Source organism: Mycobacterium mantenii, from assembly GCF_010731775.1.
Lineage (GTDB): Bacteria > Actinomycetota > Actinomycetes > Mycobacteriales > Mycobacteriaceae > Mycobacterium > Mycobacterium mantenii.
The window spans coordinates 5,592,828-5,608,952 of the sequence record NZ_AP022590.1 but is presented as its reverse complement, the minus strand read 5'-3'; the positions used below and the strand labels follow the sequence as shown (position 1 = coordinate 5,608,952).

The following is a 16,125-nucleotide window of genomic DNA, read 5'->3' as shown; positions in this document are numbered from 1 at the left end:
AACCACTTCAGGTTATGTGATGGCGTTGATGGACGTAGACAGCCTCGACTTGAACGCGTCGGGGATCGGGATGTAGCCGTTGTCGGCCAGACCGTTCTGCCCGGCACCGATGGTGCTCTGCAGGAACGCCTTTACCGCCGTACCGACCTGCGCGTCGGGGTACTTCGAGCAGACGATTTCATAGGTGGCCAACACGATCGGGTAAGAACCGGCCTGGGTCGGCTTGTAGAAGGACAGCGTGTCGAGCACCAGGTCGTTGCCCTGGCCGGCGATCTTGGCTCCGGCAATGGTCTTGCCCACCGAGTCCGCACTGATCGGCACCGCGTCTGGGCCGGCGGAGGTGATGATTTTGGCCATGTTCAGCTTCTGCGCCTGAGCAAACGACCATTCGTTGTAGGTGATGGATCCCTCGGTGGCCTTGATCGCCGCTGAGGTGCCGTCGTTGCCCTTGGCTCCCTCGCCGACACCGCCCTTGAAGGTCTTTCCGGCGCCCTTGCCCCACGCACCGTTGGAGGCGGCATCGAGGTATTTCTGGAAATTGTCGGTGGTGCCGGATTCGTCGTTGCGGAACACGACGTGAATCGGCTCTGCGGGCAACGTGGCACCCGGGTTGACGGCCTGGATCGCGGGGTCATTCCACATCGTGATCGCGCCGTTGAAGACTTTGGCGGCCGTGGAGCCATCCAGGCTCAGTGAATTGAGACCGTTGACGTTGTAGGTGATGGCGATTGGGCCGAAAACCACCGGCAGGTTCAACGCCGGCGAACCGCAACGCTGCTGTGCCGCGGCGTATTCGTTGGGCGCCAGCGGCGAATCGGAACCACCGAAATCGGTCTGCTTGCCGTTGAATTCGCTGATTCCCGCGCCGGATCCGTTGGCGGTGTAGTTCAACGTCTGTCCGGGGCAGGCCTGCTCGAACGCGTTGACGAATCGGGTCATCGCGTTGGCCTGAGCCGTCGAACCACTGGCCTTGAGGGCCTTCTTGCCGCCGCAGCTCACGTTGCCCGACGAGGAGCCGCTCGTTGCGCTCGCGCCGGTCCGGTTGTTATCGCTTCCGCATGCCGACAACACCAGCGCGCCGGCGCTCAGGACACTCAGCACGGCGCCAAATCGATTGAGTTTCAATTCGCTTCCTTACGGTAGGGATGAAACAGGATCGCCGCCGGTCGGAGGCGTTGCGCCCCGACCAGCCCGTCTCGCAGCCACGAAGCTAACAGTAACAAGGTAAACGTTGAGCAAATTGTTCGGCGTTCACGGCTGAACGCGATGGAACCCGGCGGCGACTTGGGCGAAAACCACACTCGACACCGCCCCGAGACGGTACGACGGCAAAGAAATGCTTGTGCGTTTACCGCGTCCGCCGCGGCCGCAACCCGTTCTCGAAATCACGAGATCGAGTTGATGGATTCCGACAGCCGTGACTTGAATGACCCGGGCACCGGGATATATCCATTGTCCGCAAGACCGTGCTGCCCGGCGCCAATGGTGCTCTGCAGGAACGCTTTTACCGCCGCGCCCACCTGCGGGTCGGGGTACTTGGAGCACACGATCTCGTAGGTGGCCAACACGATGGGGTAGGAACCGGGCCGGGTCGGCTTGTAGAACGAGAAGGTGTCAACGACCAAATCATTGCCCGGCCCGGTGAGGGTGGCACCGGAAATCGTTTTACCGACCGAATCCGCACTGATCGACACCGGGTTTGGTCCGGCCGAGGTGACGATCCTGGCCATGTCCAGTTTCTGCGCCGAAGCAAACGACCATTCGTTGTAGGTGATCGCACCCTCGGTCGCTTTCACGGCGGCCGATGTGCCGCCGTTGCCCTCGGCGCCCTCGCCCACCCCTCCGGTGAAGGTCTTTCCGATGCCCCTGTCCCAGACACCGTCGGAGGCCGAGTCCAGATATTTCTGGAAATTGTCCGTGGTGCCGGACTGGTCGCTGCGGAACGTGACGTGGATGGGCTCGGCCGGCAGTGCGGCGCCGGGATTCAGCGCCCGGATAGCGGGATCGTTCCAGACGGTTATCGCGCCCTTGAAGATTTTTGCGGTGGTGGGGCCGTCGAGGATCAGCGAGTTGACGCCCCGGACGTTGTAGGTGATGGCGATCGGTCCGAAAACCACCGGCAGATTCAATGCGGGCGAACCGCATCGCGTCTGGGCGGCGAAGTATTCGATCGGGGCCAGCGGCGAATCCGAGCCGCCGAAATCGGTTTGGTTCCCGGTGAATTCACCGATGCCCGCGCCCGAACCGGTGGGAGTGTAATTCAGCGTTTGGCCGGGGCAGGCCCGCTCGAACGCGTTGACGAAGCGGGTCATCGCGTTGGCCTGAGCCGTGGATCCGCTGGCCTTCAGGGCCTTCTTGCCGCCGCAACTGACCTGGCCCGACGGGTTTGCCCCGCGTCCCCACGCTCGGGTGTCGTCACTCCCGCATCCCGACAACACCAGCGCACTGGCCGTCAGGACACTCAATGCGGCACCAAAATGCTTGCGCCTCAAGTTACTTCCTCGCGGTGTCCACACACATGATCGCCGCCGTTCAGCTAACAGCATCAAGGTTAACGGCGCGCGAATGGCGACGCAGCGCAGGCGGGAGAAGGTCAGCGCAGCGCGGGGCCCGTGCGCGACCGCCGGAGCACAGTCGGAAAATCGTACCGCCACGCCCGTATGCAAAAGTAGAACCTGTTCCAGAAATGCGCGATCCGAGACGGCGCGGCTTGCTACCGTGTCGGCTGACACCGAAACGAAGAGAGGCCGCCATGATCCTTGACAGGTTCCGTCTCGACGACAAAGTCGCCGTCATCACCGGTGCAGGCCGCGGCCTCGGGGCGGCCATCGCGCTGGCGTTCGCCGAGGCGGGTGCGGACGTTCTCATCGCCTCACGCACGCAATCCCAACTAGAAGCCGTCGCCGAACAGGTCCGGGGCGTCGGACGCCGGGCCCACGTCGTGGCCGCCGACCTGGCGCATCCCGAGTCCACCGCGGAGCTGGCCGGCCAGGCCGTTGAAGCGTTCGGGAAACTAGACATCGTCGTCAACAACGTCGGCGGGACCATGCCCAACACGCTGTTGACCACGTCGACGAAGGATCTCAAGGACGCCTTCACCTTCAACGTCGCCACGGCCCACGCGTTGACGCTGGCGGCGGTGCCATTGATGCTCGAGCACTCCGACGGCGGCAGCATCATCAACATCACCTCGACCATGGGCCGGCTGGCCGGGCGGGGTTTCGCGGCCTACGGCACCGCCAAGGCCGCGCTGTCGCACTACACGCGGCTGGCCGCCCTGGATCTGTGCCCGCGGATTCGTGTCAACGCGATCGCACCCGGATCGATCCTGACCTCCGCGCTGGACGTGGTCGCCTCCAACGACGAGCTGCGTGCGCCGATGGAGAAGGCCACACCGATGCGCCGCCTCGGTGACCCCGTCGACATTGCCGCTGCCGCAGTCTATTTGGCCTCCCCCGCCGGCAGCTTCCTGACCGGTAAGACACTCGAGGTCGACGGCGGCCTCACCTTCCCCAATCTCGACATCCCCGTCCCGGACCTGTGACCCCCCACCGCTAAGGAGCCAGTCATGCCCATCCCCGTCGTCCAATTGGGCACCGGCAACGTCGGTATCCACGCGCTGCGGGCGCTCATCACCAATCCGCAGTTCGAACTGACCGGCGTCTGGGTGTCTTCCGACGCCAAGGCCGGCAAGGACGCGGCGGAGCTTGCGGGGCTTGCCAATTCGACAGGTGTGCTTGCCAGCACCGATCTGGATGCCGTGCTCGCCACGGGGCCGCAATGCGCCGTGTACAACGCGCTGGCCGACAACCGGTTGCCCGAGGCGCTCGAGGACTACCGGCGCGTCCTGGCGGCGGGAATCAACGTCGTCGGCAGCGGCCCGGTCTTCTTGCAGTATCCGTGGCAGGTGATTCCCGAGGAGCTCATTAAGCCTCTGGAAGACGCAGCGCGCGAAGGAAATTCAAGCCTCTACGTGAACGGTATCGATCCTGGCTTCGCCAACGATCTACTGCCGCTGGCACTTGCGGGCACCTGCCAGAGCATCCAGCAGATCCGCTGCATGGAGATCGTCGACTACGCCACCTACGACAGCGCCGCGGTCATGTTCGACGTGATGGGCTTCGGCAAGCCACTGGACGAGATTCCCATGCTGCTGCAGCCCGGCGTGCTCAGCCTCGCCTGGGGGTCGGTGATCCGGCAACTGGCGGCGGGACTCGGTATTTCGCTGGACGAGGTCACCCAGAATTACGTCCGCATACCTGCGCCCGAGGACTTTGACATCGCCTCGGGTCATATCGCCAAGGGCACCGCCGCGGCGCTGCGCTTCGAGGTGTTCGGCATGGTCAACGGCGAGCCCGCCGTCGTCCTCGAACATGTCACCCGGCTGCGCGAGGACCTGTGCCCCGACTGGCCGCAGCCCGCCCAGGAGGGCGGCTCCTACCGCATCGAAATCACCGGCGAGCCGTCCTACGCCATGGACGTCTGCCTGAGCAGCCGCAAGGGCGATCACAACCACGCGGGCCTGGTGGCCACCGCGATGCGGGTCGTCAACGCCATCCCCGCGGTGGTGGCCGCCCCGGCCGGCATCGTGACGACGCTCGACTTGCCCCTGATCACCGGCAAGGGGCTCTACCTCCCGCAGTGAACCCGAGAGTGGAAACGCCGTGGCCGCTGCGGGTGGCGCAGGGATGTTCGACTAACCTCACTTTCTTATTCGGTGATGTGAATCGAGGTCGACACGTTGGCACAGCGCACCCAGGGCTCGCTCAAGGGCAACTGGTATTTGCTGGGGCCCGCGTTCGTCGCCGCGATCGCCTACGTCGACCCGGGAAACGTCGCGGCCAACGTCAGCGCCGGGTCGCAGTACGGCTACCTGCTGCTGTGGGTCATCGTGGTGGCCAACGTGCTGGCGGGCCTGGTGCAGTACCTGTCGGCGAAGCTGGGGCTGGTCACTGGGCGCTCCCTGCCCGCCATGATCGGCAAGCGGATGGGCCGGCCGGCGCGGTTGATCTACTGGGCGCAGGCCGAACTCGTGGCCGTCGCCACGGACGCGGCCGAGGTCGTCGGCGGGGCCATCGCGTTGCACATTCTGTTCAGCTTGCCGCTGCTGGCCGGCGGGCTGATCACCGGTCTGGTGGCGCTGCTGTTGCTGGGAATTCAGGACCGGCGCGGACAGATCATTTTCGAGCGTGTCATCACCGGCTTGCTGCTGGTCATCGCGATCGGATTCGCGGCGAGTTTCTTCGTCAAGACGGCCCCTCCGGAGGAGATGCTCGGCGGGCTGATTCCCCGGTTCCGCGGCGCCGAGAGCGTCCTCCTGGCCGCCGCCATTCTGGGCGCCACCGTGATGCCGCACGCCGTGTACATGCATTCGGGCCTGGTCCTCGACCGGCACGGGCATCCCGACGAGGGGTCACATCGCCACCTGCTGCTGCGCATCACTCGCTGGGATGTGGTGCTGGCGATGGCAGTCGCCGGCACCGTGAACGCCGTGATGCTGCTGATCGCCGCGATCAACCTGCAACACCGCGACGTGAGCGCCTCCATCGAGGGCGCCTATTCCGCGATTCACAACACGCTGGGCCCGACCATCGCGGTGCTGTTTGCCGTCGGGTTGCTCGCATCCGGTCTCGCGTCGTCCTCGGTCGGCGCCTATGCCGGCGCCATGATCATGCAGGGGTTGCTGCACCGGTCGATCCCCATGCTGCTGCGCCGGTTGATCACCCTGGTGCCCGCCCTGGTGATCCTGGCGGTCGGCTTCGACCCCACCCGGGCGCTGGTGCTTTCCCAGGTGGTGTTGTCGTTCGGAATACCTTTTGCGGTGCTGCCTTTGATCAAGCTGACCAGCAATCGCGAGCTGATGGGTGGCGACGTCAATCACCGCGTCACCACGATTCTTGGCTGGGCCATCGCCGTATTGATTAGTCTGCTTAACGTGGTGCTGATCTGGCTGACGGTGACCGGCTGAATGCCGGCCCGCCGGCACCTTTATTTCGCATACGGATCGAACCTGTGCGTCAGGCAGATGGCGCAACGCTGCCCCGACGCCGCGCATCCGCGGCCGGCGGTGCTGGCCGATCACGACTGGCTGATCAACCAGCGCGGCGTGGCCACCGTCGAACCGCTCGCCGGTAACCGGGTCTACGGGGTGGTGTGGCAGATCTCCGACGGCGACCTCGCGACGCTGGACAGCGCCGAGGGCGTGCCGGTGCGCTACCGGCGCGACCAGATGACGGTGCACACCGACGACGGGCCGGCACCGGCCTGGGTGTACATCGACCACCGGGTGACCCCGGGCCCACCCCGGCCGGGTTACCTGCCCAAGATCATCGACGGCGCCACGCAGCACGGGTTGCCGCAGCGCTGGGTGGACTTCCTGCGCCGCTGGGATCCCGCCGGCTGGCCACGTCCGAAATCGTCGTCGGTGTCCGGGCTTGGGCCACAGTCGCTATCGGCATTGCTGCGCGAACCGGAGGTGACCGAGAGCAGCCAATTACGTTCGCGCTTCGGGTTTTTCGCGATCCATGGTGGCGGGCTGGAAGAGATGACCGATGTGATCGCCGATCGCGCCGCCGAGGCCGCCGGCGCGTCGGTGTACGTGGTGCGCCATCCCGATCATTACCCGCATCACCTGCCGTCGGCGCTGTTCGATCCGGCCGAGTCCGCGCGGCTCGCCGCGTTCCTCGATCATGTCGATGTCGCGGTGTCGCTGCACGGGTATGGCCGCGACGGTCGCAGTACCCAGCTGCTCGCCGGTGGCCGCAACCGGGCGCTGGCCGCGCACCTCACCCGGCACATCGAGCTGCCCGGCTACCGGGTGATCACCGACCTCGACGACATCCCGCCGGAATTGCGCGGCCTGCACCCGCGCAACCCGGTGAACAGGGTGCGCGACGGCGGGACTCAGCTGGAACTCTCGGCGCGGGTCAGGGGGATCAGCCCGCGCAGCCCGCTGCCCGGTGACAACGGTTTGTCGTCGGTCACCAGCGCCCTGATCCAGGGGTTGGCGGACGCCGCCCGTAGTTGGTCAATGTCGGAACGTTGAACGGAGATTGTTGGTGGCCAAGGATTTTCGCTTCGGAATGAGCATGCGTTTCTTCAAGACGCGCGAGGCACTGCTTGACAAGGCCAAGCGCGCCGAAGACGCCGGCTTCGACATTCTCTGCGTGCCTGACCATTTGGGCGCGGCAGCACCGTTCCCGACGCTGACCGCGGTCGCGATGGTCACCACCACTCTGCGGCTGAGCATGTACGTGCTCAACTCGGCGTTCTACAAGCCGGCGCTGCTCAGCCGGGACATGCAAGCCCTCGATCTGCTCAGCGACGGCCGTCTCGAAATCGGGCTCGGCACCGGCTATGTCCGGGAGGAGTTCGAGGCCGCGGAGATCCCGTATCCCAGTGCCCGCGAGCGGGTCGACTACCTCGAACACATGACGAGCTATCTGAAGGAACACCACCCGTCGACGCCACTGATCATCGCCGGCAACGGCGACCGGGTGCTGACCATCGCCGCCCGCAACGCCGACATCATCGGGCTGACCGGCGCCAAGGTGCGCGCCGTCGATGACCCATTCGCCGAGCGCGTCGAGTTCGTCCGCAACGCGGCGGGCGACCGGTTCGACTCGCTCGAGCTGAACCTGGCCATCACGGCGATGCCGCGGGTCGGGGAGACCGAGCCCGACCTCAAGCTGACCCGCACCTACTCGCCGGAGTTGTCCGATGAGGAAATCCTGTCCATGCCGTCGGTGCTCAGCGGTTCCCCCCGTGAGATCGCCGGCACACTATCCGCCTACCGCGAAAAGTACGGCGTTTCTTCCTTCACCGTGCAGGACAACAACATCGACAACTTCTCCAAGGTGATCGCCGAACTGCGGTGACCGCCGCGGCGATTTATCGGCGGGCGTGCCGGTAAGCTCAGGCCCGTCCGCCCCGACGTGTTGGCTTCGAACTGCGCCTCGCTCCAACGGGCCACCGCGGCACCAGCAAATGAACCCATGACATGACCTTCGACTCTCACCAACAGCGGCCCGGTCAACACACACTGCACATCATGACCACACGCGACAAGCCCGCCCATAACTGGCGCGACGTGGCCGAACGGCTCACCGCTGAACAGATCGCCCAGCTCGAACGCATGGAAAGCGATGGACCGCAGATGCTGCTGGAAATGGCGCAGGGCTGGGCGGCCGACAACATCACCGCTGCGGTGCCGTTGAAGGAAATCGCGCCACCCGCCGGCGCGGTGCGCACGTTCCATTGGCAGCTCGACAGCAGCTGGTTCCGCGACTTCGAGGGCACCAAACGCCACGGCGGGCAGGCCTATGTTCAGATCTGCGGACGACAACAGGCCGACGGCTCGGCGCGGCGGTGGATATCCGTGCATGCCCGCCACTTGGACGCGCTGGACGCGGCGGCGGCCCGCGAACTAGCGGCGGCGCTGGCAGAAGCGGCCGACGAGATTGAACGCTTCGACTGAACCAACTCAGACCGCCACGCGGTCATCCTGAATTGGGCACGGGCGGTTTCGGCATCGATCGTCGCGGCGCCGTTGCGGTAGTGGCGCGGCCCGGGCAAAGGTTCGCATCGCGGCATGTGCGCGCGACCGCCGACCGCGAATCGAACGCGTTGCCGATCTTGTTGGTCATCGGCTTGCGCAACCGAGACCGGTTGTCGTGGAAACCGTCTCGAGCATTTCGACTTTCGACCAGTAGACGGGCAACCACTTGGCCGAAAAGCGCTTCCTCGTCGTGCACTCATCACAGTGAGCGATTCATGTGCCAAAGCAGAGCCGCCACAACCGATACGACAACCCCACAGGCGACTTTGCCCCGCTGGTTCTCGACTCATGCCCGCGGCGTGTCAGCAAGTTCCGCGGAGGTGCGGGGCCAAACGATCGGGACTTCCGACTCTATCGCTCGATGCGCCGAAGCGATCAGATACCCCTATGGGGATTTGAAATCTCAAATGATGACCGTGAGGTTCTTCATCTCGACCAATGAGAGACGCTATACAGAGGTGCAGCCATGAGCTCTTCAACACAGACCCCGGCTAGAACGCGCATGTTCGCCCGAGTGATCGGCCCCTTTCTCGTCATCATCACCGCCACGGCGATCGCGCGCGCCTCGGAGATGCCAACGCTACTGACGGATTTCCGGTCGAACCCCGTGTGGTCCTGGGTGACTGGCGCCTTTGTCTTGCTGAGTGGATTAGTCGTCATCGCTCTTCATCAGTATTGGCAAGGCGCTGCCCAGGTCATGGTGTCACTCCTAGGATGGCTGACGGCACTGAAAGGGTTCTCCCTCATAGCCTTGCCCCAAACCTATTTGTCGTTTGCCGGCGCCGCGGTGGGCGCGGTCACCTGGTGGCGACTGGGCTTCATCATCATGGCACTGGTGGGGCTTTACCTGACTTTCGTTGGGTGGTTTCCCGCGCCGAGTCGCCCTGTGGCACAGGCGGAAAGCTCAGCCCCCGATGTCCCCCGCGCTGCGTGAGGCAACGCCGGAGCAGACCAGTTAACTTACGGCGGATTCGAGTTCGGCCCATTTGGGGCCTGCGGGGTAGTCGAATCCGGCGTGTCTGGAGCGTGTTGCGTCAACCCGTCCTGGACTATTGACGCCCGGGCGCATCTGGGTCGATAAGAGCGCAATTCCAATAGATTTCGCGCCCATAGCCGGACCTTTGCGCAAGGTCATTCGACGTCCGGTTCCCCCGACAGGCGCAACAGGGCGTTGCGCGCGGTGTGCTGCTTATGAAGCGGCGTGGCCGCGTGCCACCTGGTCGCCAGTTCGCGCCGCGAACGGCGCGGCCCGAGCGAGATCGTGCTCGCCGAGCGTTTCGGGGACGACGTCGGCACCAAGGACCCCAGCCATCCGATCGGCTACGCGGCAGGTATTGCCGTGTGATTTCGGAACACAGACGATCAGCGACGTCACGGCGCAACTCCTCCTCTGAGAACAGGGGCCGGACGGATCCATGCTGCGTCGACATCTCGCCGCCAGGTAAGGGCGCAAAGGCACCAAAGCCCGGGGCGTTGGTCCCTTACAGTCTCAGTCGAACGCGTGGATCACCTGGCGGGCCACTTGTTCGATCCGCAGGCGCGTGTCGTAATCAAGGGGTAGGTCATCGAGGTCCGGGATATCCCCCGCCGTGGTTATCACCCCGTATTCCTCCTGGCCCCAGCGGGCGTTGACCTTTTCACCCAACGCGCGCGCGGGCGGGTTATCGGAAAGCACCCGGGCGTGAAACCGCCTGATTCCGTCCACGCGTGCGGCTATCGCCAGCGCAACGAGCAGCAGTGTCCCGAGTCCGCGGCCCTGGTAGGCGTCCGCCACGGTGAGGGCAACCTCCGCCGAGGTTGGGTCGTCTTCGTCCCGGACGAAGCGGGCATCGGCGACGGCCGGCCCGTCACCGCCGTCGGTGACCACCCAGACGAAGTGGTCCACGTAATCGACCTCGAACAGGTAGGCCAATCGTGCCTCGGTCGGGGCACCGCCCTGGTATCGCCGGTACAGAGTCTGCCGCGAGAATGAACCACTGCTATGGAACCGCTCGGCATCGCCGGGCAGGACCGGGCGCAGAAAGAGCCCATCGCCGTGTCCCGTCAATACCGGGATCGGCGCGATGTAGGCGGCCAAGCGCTGACGCGCGGTGCAGACCATCCGCTCGGCGACGACCGGCATGGCCAGCATGCACTCGAACGCCCGGTTGTATCCGCGATAGCCACACACGTCATCTTTCGCGAGCACCGTCGCCGTCCTGGGTTGATTTCGCAGCAAGGCAATTTCGCCGACAATCGACCCCGGCAACAGCTCGGTCACCACATCCTGGCCCTCCGGGGCGACGTGTCGAATCTCGACTCGACCCGACGTGATGATCGAAAACGAGGCCGCTATTTCCCCCTGCCGCATCAGCACCTCACCCGCGGCCGCACGCAGGGGCTGCAGGTGGACGGCCAATGCCTCAAGGTCCTGCGCCGGTATATCGGCGAACACATCCAGCCCCGCCAGCTCCTGGCTGCTAACGGCGCTCATGCCCGGCCTCTTGGCAGCCCGGCGTCAGAGCCCGATTCATGCCAGGCGGACGGCAACTGCCGACGGTGATCGGTGGATGCACGGCTCATCTTCAATTCCAGTGTCGCTGTGTTCCCTACGCCATTGCTGCGCAATGCGTGTTCTTCGGATGTACGGTATGCGACCGGCGCCGGCCAGCGCGCGGGCAATTCGTGGGTGAAGGCTGTGACAAAGGACCGTTAATCGACCTGGAGATGCGGCGGCAGACCTATGTGTTTGCCGCGATTCATCACGCCGGTTACGGAACCGAACTTCGCACCCGGCCAGCAGTCCTGACCTTCGGCCGCGATCGCCATGGTGCGGGAGCCTTATGGCAAGGCGCACAACGAAAGACAGGATCTTCCCCCGGGTCGTGGCGGGCAGTAGCGTTGACTCATGAAGAACATGGATCGCCGTGCACTGCTGTGCGGCATCGCAATCGCCGTGCTGGCCGCGGCCAGTCGGTCCCCGACCGCCCGAGGATTTCCGACCCAGAAAGTGCCGCACCCTGTCGGTGTGCTCACCCGGCTACCGGGGGCCGATAACCGGTTGGCGCTGACCATCGACGACGGAGCCAGCGTGCAGGTAGTGGGCGCGTTTGCCGATTTTTGCCGCGACAGCGGGATCCGGTTGACGTTCTTCGTCAACGGCGCCAACAGTTCCTGGTCGGTCAACGCACCCGCGCTACGACCGATGGTCGATGCTGGTCAAATCCAGATGGGAAACCACACCTGGTCGCATCCCGACATCACGCGTATCGGTTCGGCGGCGGTTGCCGACCAGATCCGTCGCAACGCTGATTTCTTGCGCAACACCTACGGGGTTGACGGAACCCCCTATTTCCGGCCGCCCTACGGGCGGCACACGCCCGCCACGGACCGGATTGCGGCCGATCAGGGCTACACCACCATCACGCTGTGGAGCGGCAGCATCGGCGATGACGTGCCCCTCAGCGATGCAAGTTTGATCGCTGCGGCGCAAAAATCGTTGCAGCCCAACCAAATTGTGCTGGGTCACGCCAACCTTCCCACCGTCACCCATTGCTTCCCCCAGCTGATCGACATCATCCACAGCCGCAACCTGCAAACCGTGACCCTCAACGACGTCTTTGCCTAGGAAGGGTTATGCGGAGGGGTGGGGTGAGCAAGAGTGAGGTCACGGTCGGCCCAGACGTTAAGGCCGCGATGACGACCGTCAAAAGCAAAGGCCTCAGGGGCGGCGCGCTGGGCCTGATCTCCGGCGTCGTGGTCGGCTTGGCGTCCATGGCGCCGGCCTACAGCCTTGCCGCGACACTGGGTCTCATCGTGGCCAGTGGCGGCGGGCAGCTGGCCGGGGTCAAAGCCCCGGCCGTCATTCTGATTTCATTCGTCCCGATGTACTTGATCGCCATCGCCTACCGGGAGCTGAACAAGGCCGAACCGGACTGCGGTACCACGTTCACGTGGGCGTCGCGGGCATTCGGACCGATCGTTGGATGGCTCGGCGGTTGGGGCATCATAGCCGCGGAAGTAATTGTGATGGCCAACCTGGCCGCGATCACCGGGGCGTACTCACTCAGGTTCGTCGGTGACTTGGACCGGCATTCGCTGGCCGACCTGGTCAACAGCAGATTTTGGTCGACAGTCGCGGGCGTCTTCTGGATTGTGATGATGACCTATATCTGCGACCGCGGCATCGAGGTTTCGGCCAGATTGCTGTACCTCCTGCTGTCCGTTCAAATCGTGGTGCTGATCGTCTTTTCGGTGGTCGCGCTGGTCAAAACGTTTAGCCATACCGCCCAGGGCTTTTCGGTGCATCCGTCGCTGTCCTGGTTCTGGCCGGGCGATGTTGATTTCGGGACGATCATCGCCCCGGCGGTTCTCATGGCCATCTTTATGTACTGGGGCTGGGACACTGCGGTGGCATGTAACGAGGAGTCCGACGACCCCAGCCACACACCGGGCCGCGCCGCCATCATCTCGACGTTCCTACTGCTGGCGACCTACACCCTGGTGACCGTGTCGGCCGTGGCCTTTGCCGGTGTCGGGACGCAGGGTATCGGACTGGGCAACCTGCACAACTCGAAAGACATCTTCGCGTCCATCGGTCCGGAATTGTTCGGCAACGGCGTCCTCGGCAAGGTTGCACTGCTGTTGCTCGCGGCATCGATCCTGACGTCTGCCCTCGCGTCGATGCAGACGACGATCTTGAAGACCGCGCGCACCACCCTGTCGATGGGGGCCTACAGAGCGCTGCCTGACTCGTTCGCACGGATCCACCGCCGCTACCGCTCGCCCACCACGTCGACCATCACGGTCGGCATGGTGTCGATCCTTTTCTATGTCCTGTTCTCGCTAGTCGGCGAGAACCTGCTGTCCGCGCTGATCGGATCGGTCGGGTTGATGATCGCGTTCTATTACGGGCTTACCGGTTTTGCGTGCACGTGGTACTACCGCAATACCGTCACGAGGTCAGTGCGGGACTTTATGATGCGGGGGCTCCTCCCATCGCTGGGCGGCATCTGCTTATTACTGGTTCTCGTCTACGGGCTCATCCAATACGCCAAGCCCGAGTGGCTGACCGATGACAACGGCCACGACATCACGATCCTCGGGTTCGGCGCCGTCGCCGCGGTCGGTATCGGCGCGACGGCGCTCGGAGCGATCCTGATGGTGTTCTGGTGGACGATGGCGCCGGGTTTCTTCCTGGGCCACACCATGACACGCGAACCCACCGCAGCGATTTCCGATGGAGACGTCGTTCGACCGGCGGGGCGATAATCGCTTCGTGGCGGCTCAGGATTTGTCGCCGAATACCGCCCGATGTGGCTGCGCAACGACGAATGACCATCGGGGATAGGACTTCGGCCCCTACCGGTCGACCACACACCGCCGAAAGATCCAAACGATAGCGACATAGCGACATAGCGAAGTGAAGATGTGGCCGTCCCGTTAGGCACCAGGCGCAGGCATCCGCCATCGACAGCGATGGCCCAGAGTTATCTGGGTTGGCCGGTTAGAAAAGGAAGTTCACTGTTGCAACCGCAGACAGGCAGTGCCTCTGCGGCAACAGAACTCGACCCAGTCGAAACAACCGTGGAGCAAGGGAGCGCACCATGAAGCCAACAGCACAGACCGATCACCGCCGGGATCCGCGCCGCAGCGGCCAGCGCAGTCTCGGCACCGCCGAGGGTGTACTGGTTGCCCTACGTCATTGCAGCCGCAATGAGGCGTTCATCAACATCGTCCAAACGGCCAAACAGCACAGTGTGGCCCCATTGGAACTGGCCGATGCGCTCGTGACAATCGCCGAAAACGATGTGACCCGCTACTTCGATGACGCGGTCATTGCGGCCGTTGACGAAGCCTGGGGCGCCCTCTTAGGCGGCGGCCCCGGCTACGACGGTGACCGCGAGCAAGCACAACAGCCGCAAGTGACATGTGCACATCCGCGGCTACCCAAACTGATGAGACTCCAACCGTGATCGAGCCGATTTCGCGCGCCAACGAAGCCGACTTCGCCGAGCAAGCGCGGCCACTGGATCATGACGGGCAATGCGACGCGGCACCCGACCGGCTCGGCAACAACTGGGGATACCGACGTGACTGACCAATTCGACCAGAAATTGCCGGTCCGGGGTGACGATGACGAACACCCACCGGCTACCAGCCATGCTGCGGCAGGGCCGGTCACCGGCCGTGTTTTCTGGCCTGTCTGGGAATCCAGTTCGCTTGCAACACAACAGTCGTTCATCGACGACATGGCATCCCGGAACGAGCTATACCGATCAAGCAGGTGGTAACCGGTGACGGGGACGAGCAACACCGCGGTGATTCGACAGGCAGTTCGGCCGAATCACTCTTCTGGTCGCGCACGACTCGCATCCGTACGACGACCTCGGGGTCGCCACGATCGGCGATCGGATTCATGATTGCCCAGTCCGGCCGTGGCCGAACGATTTTCCTGTGCGGTGACGTCATGACAGGACGTGGCGTCGACCAGATACTGCCCCACCCGGGAGACCCCACGTTGCGGGAGCCCATGACTGACGCCCGCAACTACGTGACATGCGCCGAGAAGGCCAGCGGCCCAATCCCCCGGCCAGCGGACTTCGCATGGCCATGGGGAGAAGCGCTGGCATTAGTAGACCGGTTCGCACCGGACTTCCGGTTGATCAACCTCGAGACCACCATCACCGCCGACGGCGAGTTCGCACACGGCAAGTGTGTGCACTACCGCATGCACCCCGACAACATGGCGTGTCTAACCGCGATCCGGCCAGACATTTGCACGCTGGCCAACAACCACATCCTCGACTTTGGGCGGCGCGGTCTTCTCGACACGCTAGAGACGCTGAGTGGGGCCGACATCACGCATGTCGGTGCTGGGCTCGATTCCGAACACGCCGAACGCCCCGCGGTCGTGACCCTGCCCGACGGACATCACGTCGTGATTGCCGCCGGCGGCACGGAATCCAGCGGCATTCCCCGCAGTTGGGCCGCGACCGCGGCCCGGCCAGGCGTCGCCTTCATTCCGAACCTGTTCAATCGCACCGCCACCGAGATGACCGACCGGGTACTTGCGCTAAAACAGCCCGGCGACATCACGATCGTATCCCTGCACTGGGGGTCCAACTGGGATTACGACGTTGCGCGCAGCCAAGTTCGCTTCGCGCGCCGACTGATCGACGCCGGGGTCGACGTCGTGCACGGGCACTCGTCACACCACCCACGACCGATCGAGGTTTACCGCGGCAAGCTCATCCTGTACGGCTGCGGGGACGCCATCAACGACTACGAAGGTATCAAGGGCTTCGAGGCCTACCGCAATGAACTGCGGCTTCTGTACTTTGCCTCGCTCGACCCCGACACCGGCAACCTCACCACTTTGCGTATGACGCCGATGCGGGCCCGCAGAATGCGGCTCGACCGCGCCTCACGCCAGGACAGCGAATGGCTGCGCTCCACCCTCGAGCGCATCAGCCGGCGTTTCGGAACGTATGTCACCCTCGACCACGATGCCAACCTCATCGTCCACGGGTCGTGATTCCACGGCGGTCCGGACCGCGCCGAAGTCCCAGTCCTGCAGGATCTTCCGT

15 protein-coding genes and 1 pseudogene are annotated in these 16,125 nt (G+C 64.3%); 13 read left to right on the top strand and 3 right to left on the bottom strand.

Annotated features, from left to right (window positions below; translation table 11 throughout):
• Window positions 1–12: 12 nt before the first annotated feature.
• Together pstS (G6N50_RS25915) and pstS (G6N50_RS25910) are read right to left on the bottom strand one after the other, a co-directional pair.
• Complete coding sequence (gene pstS / locus G6N50_RS25915) at window positions 13–1,125, bottom strand: phosphate ABC transporter substrate-binding protein PstS (protein WP_083096809.1); 1,113 nt, start codon at window positions 1,123–1,125, stop codon at window positions 13–15.
• Window positions 1,126–1,385: 260 nt separating this feature from the next.
• Window positions 1,386–2,492 carry a phosphate ABC transporter substrate-binding protein PstS gene (gene pstS, locus G6N50_RS25910; protein WP_083096808.1) on the bottom strand — a complete coding sequence of 369 codons (1,107 nt, stop codon included), beginning with the start codon at window positions 2,490–2,492 and terminating at the stop codon, window positions 1,386–1,388.
• 260 nt (window positions 2,493–2,752) lie between these two features.
• On the opposite strand from pstS (G6N50_RS25910), the gene G6N50_RS25905 reads away from it, so the two are divergent.
• The 8 genes from G6N50_RS25905 (at window position 2,753) to G6N50_RS25870 (ending at window position 9,902) form a co-directional block, all read left to right on the top strand.
• A complete protein-coding gene (locus G6N50_RS25905; RefSeq protein ID WP_083096807.1) occupies window positions 2,753–3,544 on the top strand; it encodes an SDR family oxidoreductase in 792 nt (263 codons plus the stop codon).
• Between the two features lie 24 nt (window positions 3,545–3,568).
• On the top strand, window positions 3,569–4,645 hold the full coding sequence (locus tag G6N50_RS25900) for an NAD(P)H-dependent amine dehydrogenase family protein (protein WP_083096806.1): 1,077 nt from the start codon (window positions 3,569–3,571) through the stop codon (window positions 4,643–4,645).
• Between the two features lie 81 nt (window positions 4,646–4,726).
• Window positions 4,727–5,968, top strand: coding sequence for an Nramp family divalent metal transporter (locus G6N50_RS25895; protein WP_372509924.1), 1,242 nt, complete (start codon window positions 4,727–4,729; stop codon window positions 5,966–5,968).
• Window positions 5,969–7,045, top strand: a complete 1,077-nt coding sequence (locus G6N50_RS25890) for a poly-gamma-glutamate hydrolase family protein (RefSeq protein WP_083096804.1) — start codon at window positions 5,969–5,971, stop codon at window positions 7,043–7,045. It abuts the gene before it with no gap.
• Between the two features lie 7 nt (window positions 7,046–7,052).
• Window positions 7,053–7,877, top strand: coding sequence for an LLM class F420-dependent oxidoreductase (locus G6N50_RS25885; RefSeq protein WP_083096803.1), 825 nt, complete (start codon window positions 7,053–7,055; stop codon window positions 7,875–7,877).
• Between the two features lie 173 nt (window positions 7,878–8,050).
• Window positions 8,051–8,476, top strand: a complete 426-nt coding sequence (locus G6N50_RS25880) for a hypothetical protein (RefSeq protein WP_142275632.1) — start codon at window positions 8,051–8,053, stop codon at window positions 8,474–8,476.
• Between the two features lie 547 nt (window positions 8,477–9,023).
• Entirely contained in the window at window positions 9,024–9,491 is a 468-nt protein-coding gene (locus G6N50_RS25875) for a hypothetical protein (RefSeq protein ID WP_083096799.1), read from the top strand.
• Between the two features lie 267 nt (window positions 9,492–9,758).
• Window positions 9,759–9,902, top strand: a complete 144-nt coding sequence (locus tag G6N50_RS25870) for a hypothetical protein (protein ID WP_158086091.1) — start codon at window positions 9,759–9,761, stop codon at window positions 9,900–9,902.
• Window positions 9,903–10,046: 144 nt separating this feature from the next.
• Here the strand turns inward: G6N50_RS25870 and G6N50_RS25865 are convergent, their stop codons facing one another.
• Window positions 10,047–11,030 (bottom strand): GNAT family N-acetyltransferase, encoded by a 984-nt coding sequence (locus tag G6N50_RS25865; RefSeq protein WP_083096797.1) that lies wholly within the window; start codon window positions 11,028–11,030, stop codon window positions 10,047–10,049.
• A 567-nt stretch (window positions 11,031–11,597) separates the two neighbouring features.
• On the opposite strand from G6N50_RS25865, the gene G6N50_RS25860 reads away from it, so the two are divergent.
• From G6N50_RS25860 to G6N50_RS25845, 5 genes and pseudogenes are all read left to right on the top strand, one after another.
• Window positions 11,598–12,164, top strand: a complete 567-nt coding sequence (locus tag G6N50_RS25860) for a polysaccharide deacetylase family protein (protein ID WP_308204174.1) — start codon at window positions 11,598–11,600, stop codon at window positions 12,162–12,164.
• 68 nt (window positions 12,165–12,232) lie between these two features.
• A pseudogene (locus G6N50_RS25855) lies at window positions 12,233–13,753 on the top strand (APC family permease); the annotation flags it as partial.
• Window positions 13,754–14,142: 389 nt separating this feature from the next.
• Window positions 14,143–14,511: an ANTAR domain-containing protein gene (locus tag G6N50_RS25850; protein WP_083096794.1), complete on the top strand. Its 369-nt coding sequence runs from the start codon at window positions 14,143–14,145 to the stop codon at window positions 14,509–14,511.
• Window positions 14,508–14,636, top strand: a complete 129-nt coding sequence (locus G6N50_RS29810; protein WP_264028665.1) for a hypothetical protein — start codon at window positions 14,508–14,510, stop codon at window positions 14,634–14,636. The genes G6N50_RS25850 and G6N50_RS29810 overlap by 4 nt, the downstream gene beginning before the upstream one ends.
• 318 nt (window positions 14,637–14,954) lie before the next feature.
• Complete coding sequence (locus tag G6N50_RS25845; protein WP_083096792.1) at window positions 14,955–16,073, top strand: CapA family protein; 1,119 nt, start codon at window positions 14,955–14,957, stop codon at window positions 16,071–16,073.
• The last annotated feature ends 52 nt before the right edge of the window (window positions 16,074–16,125 follow it).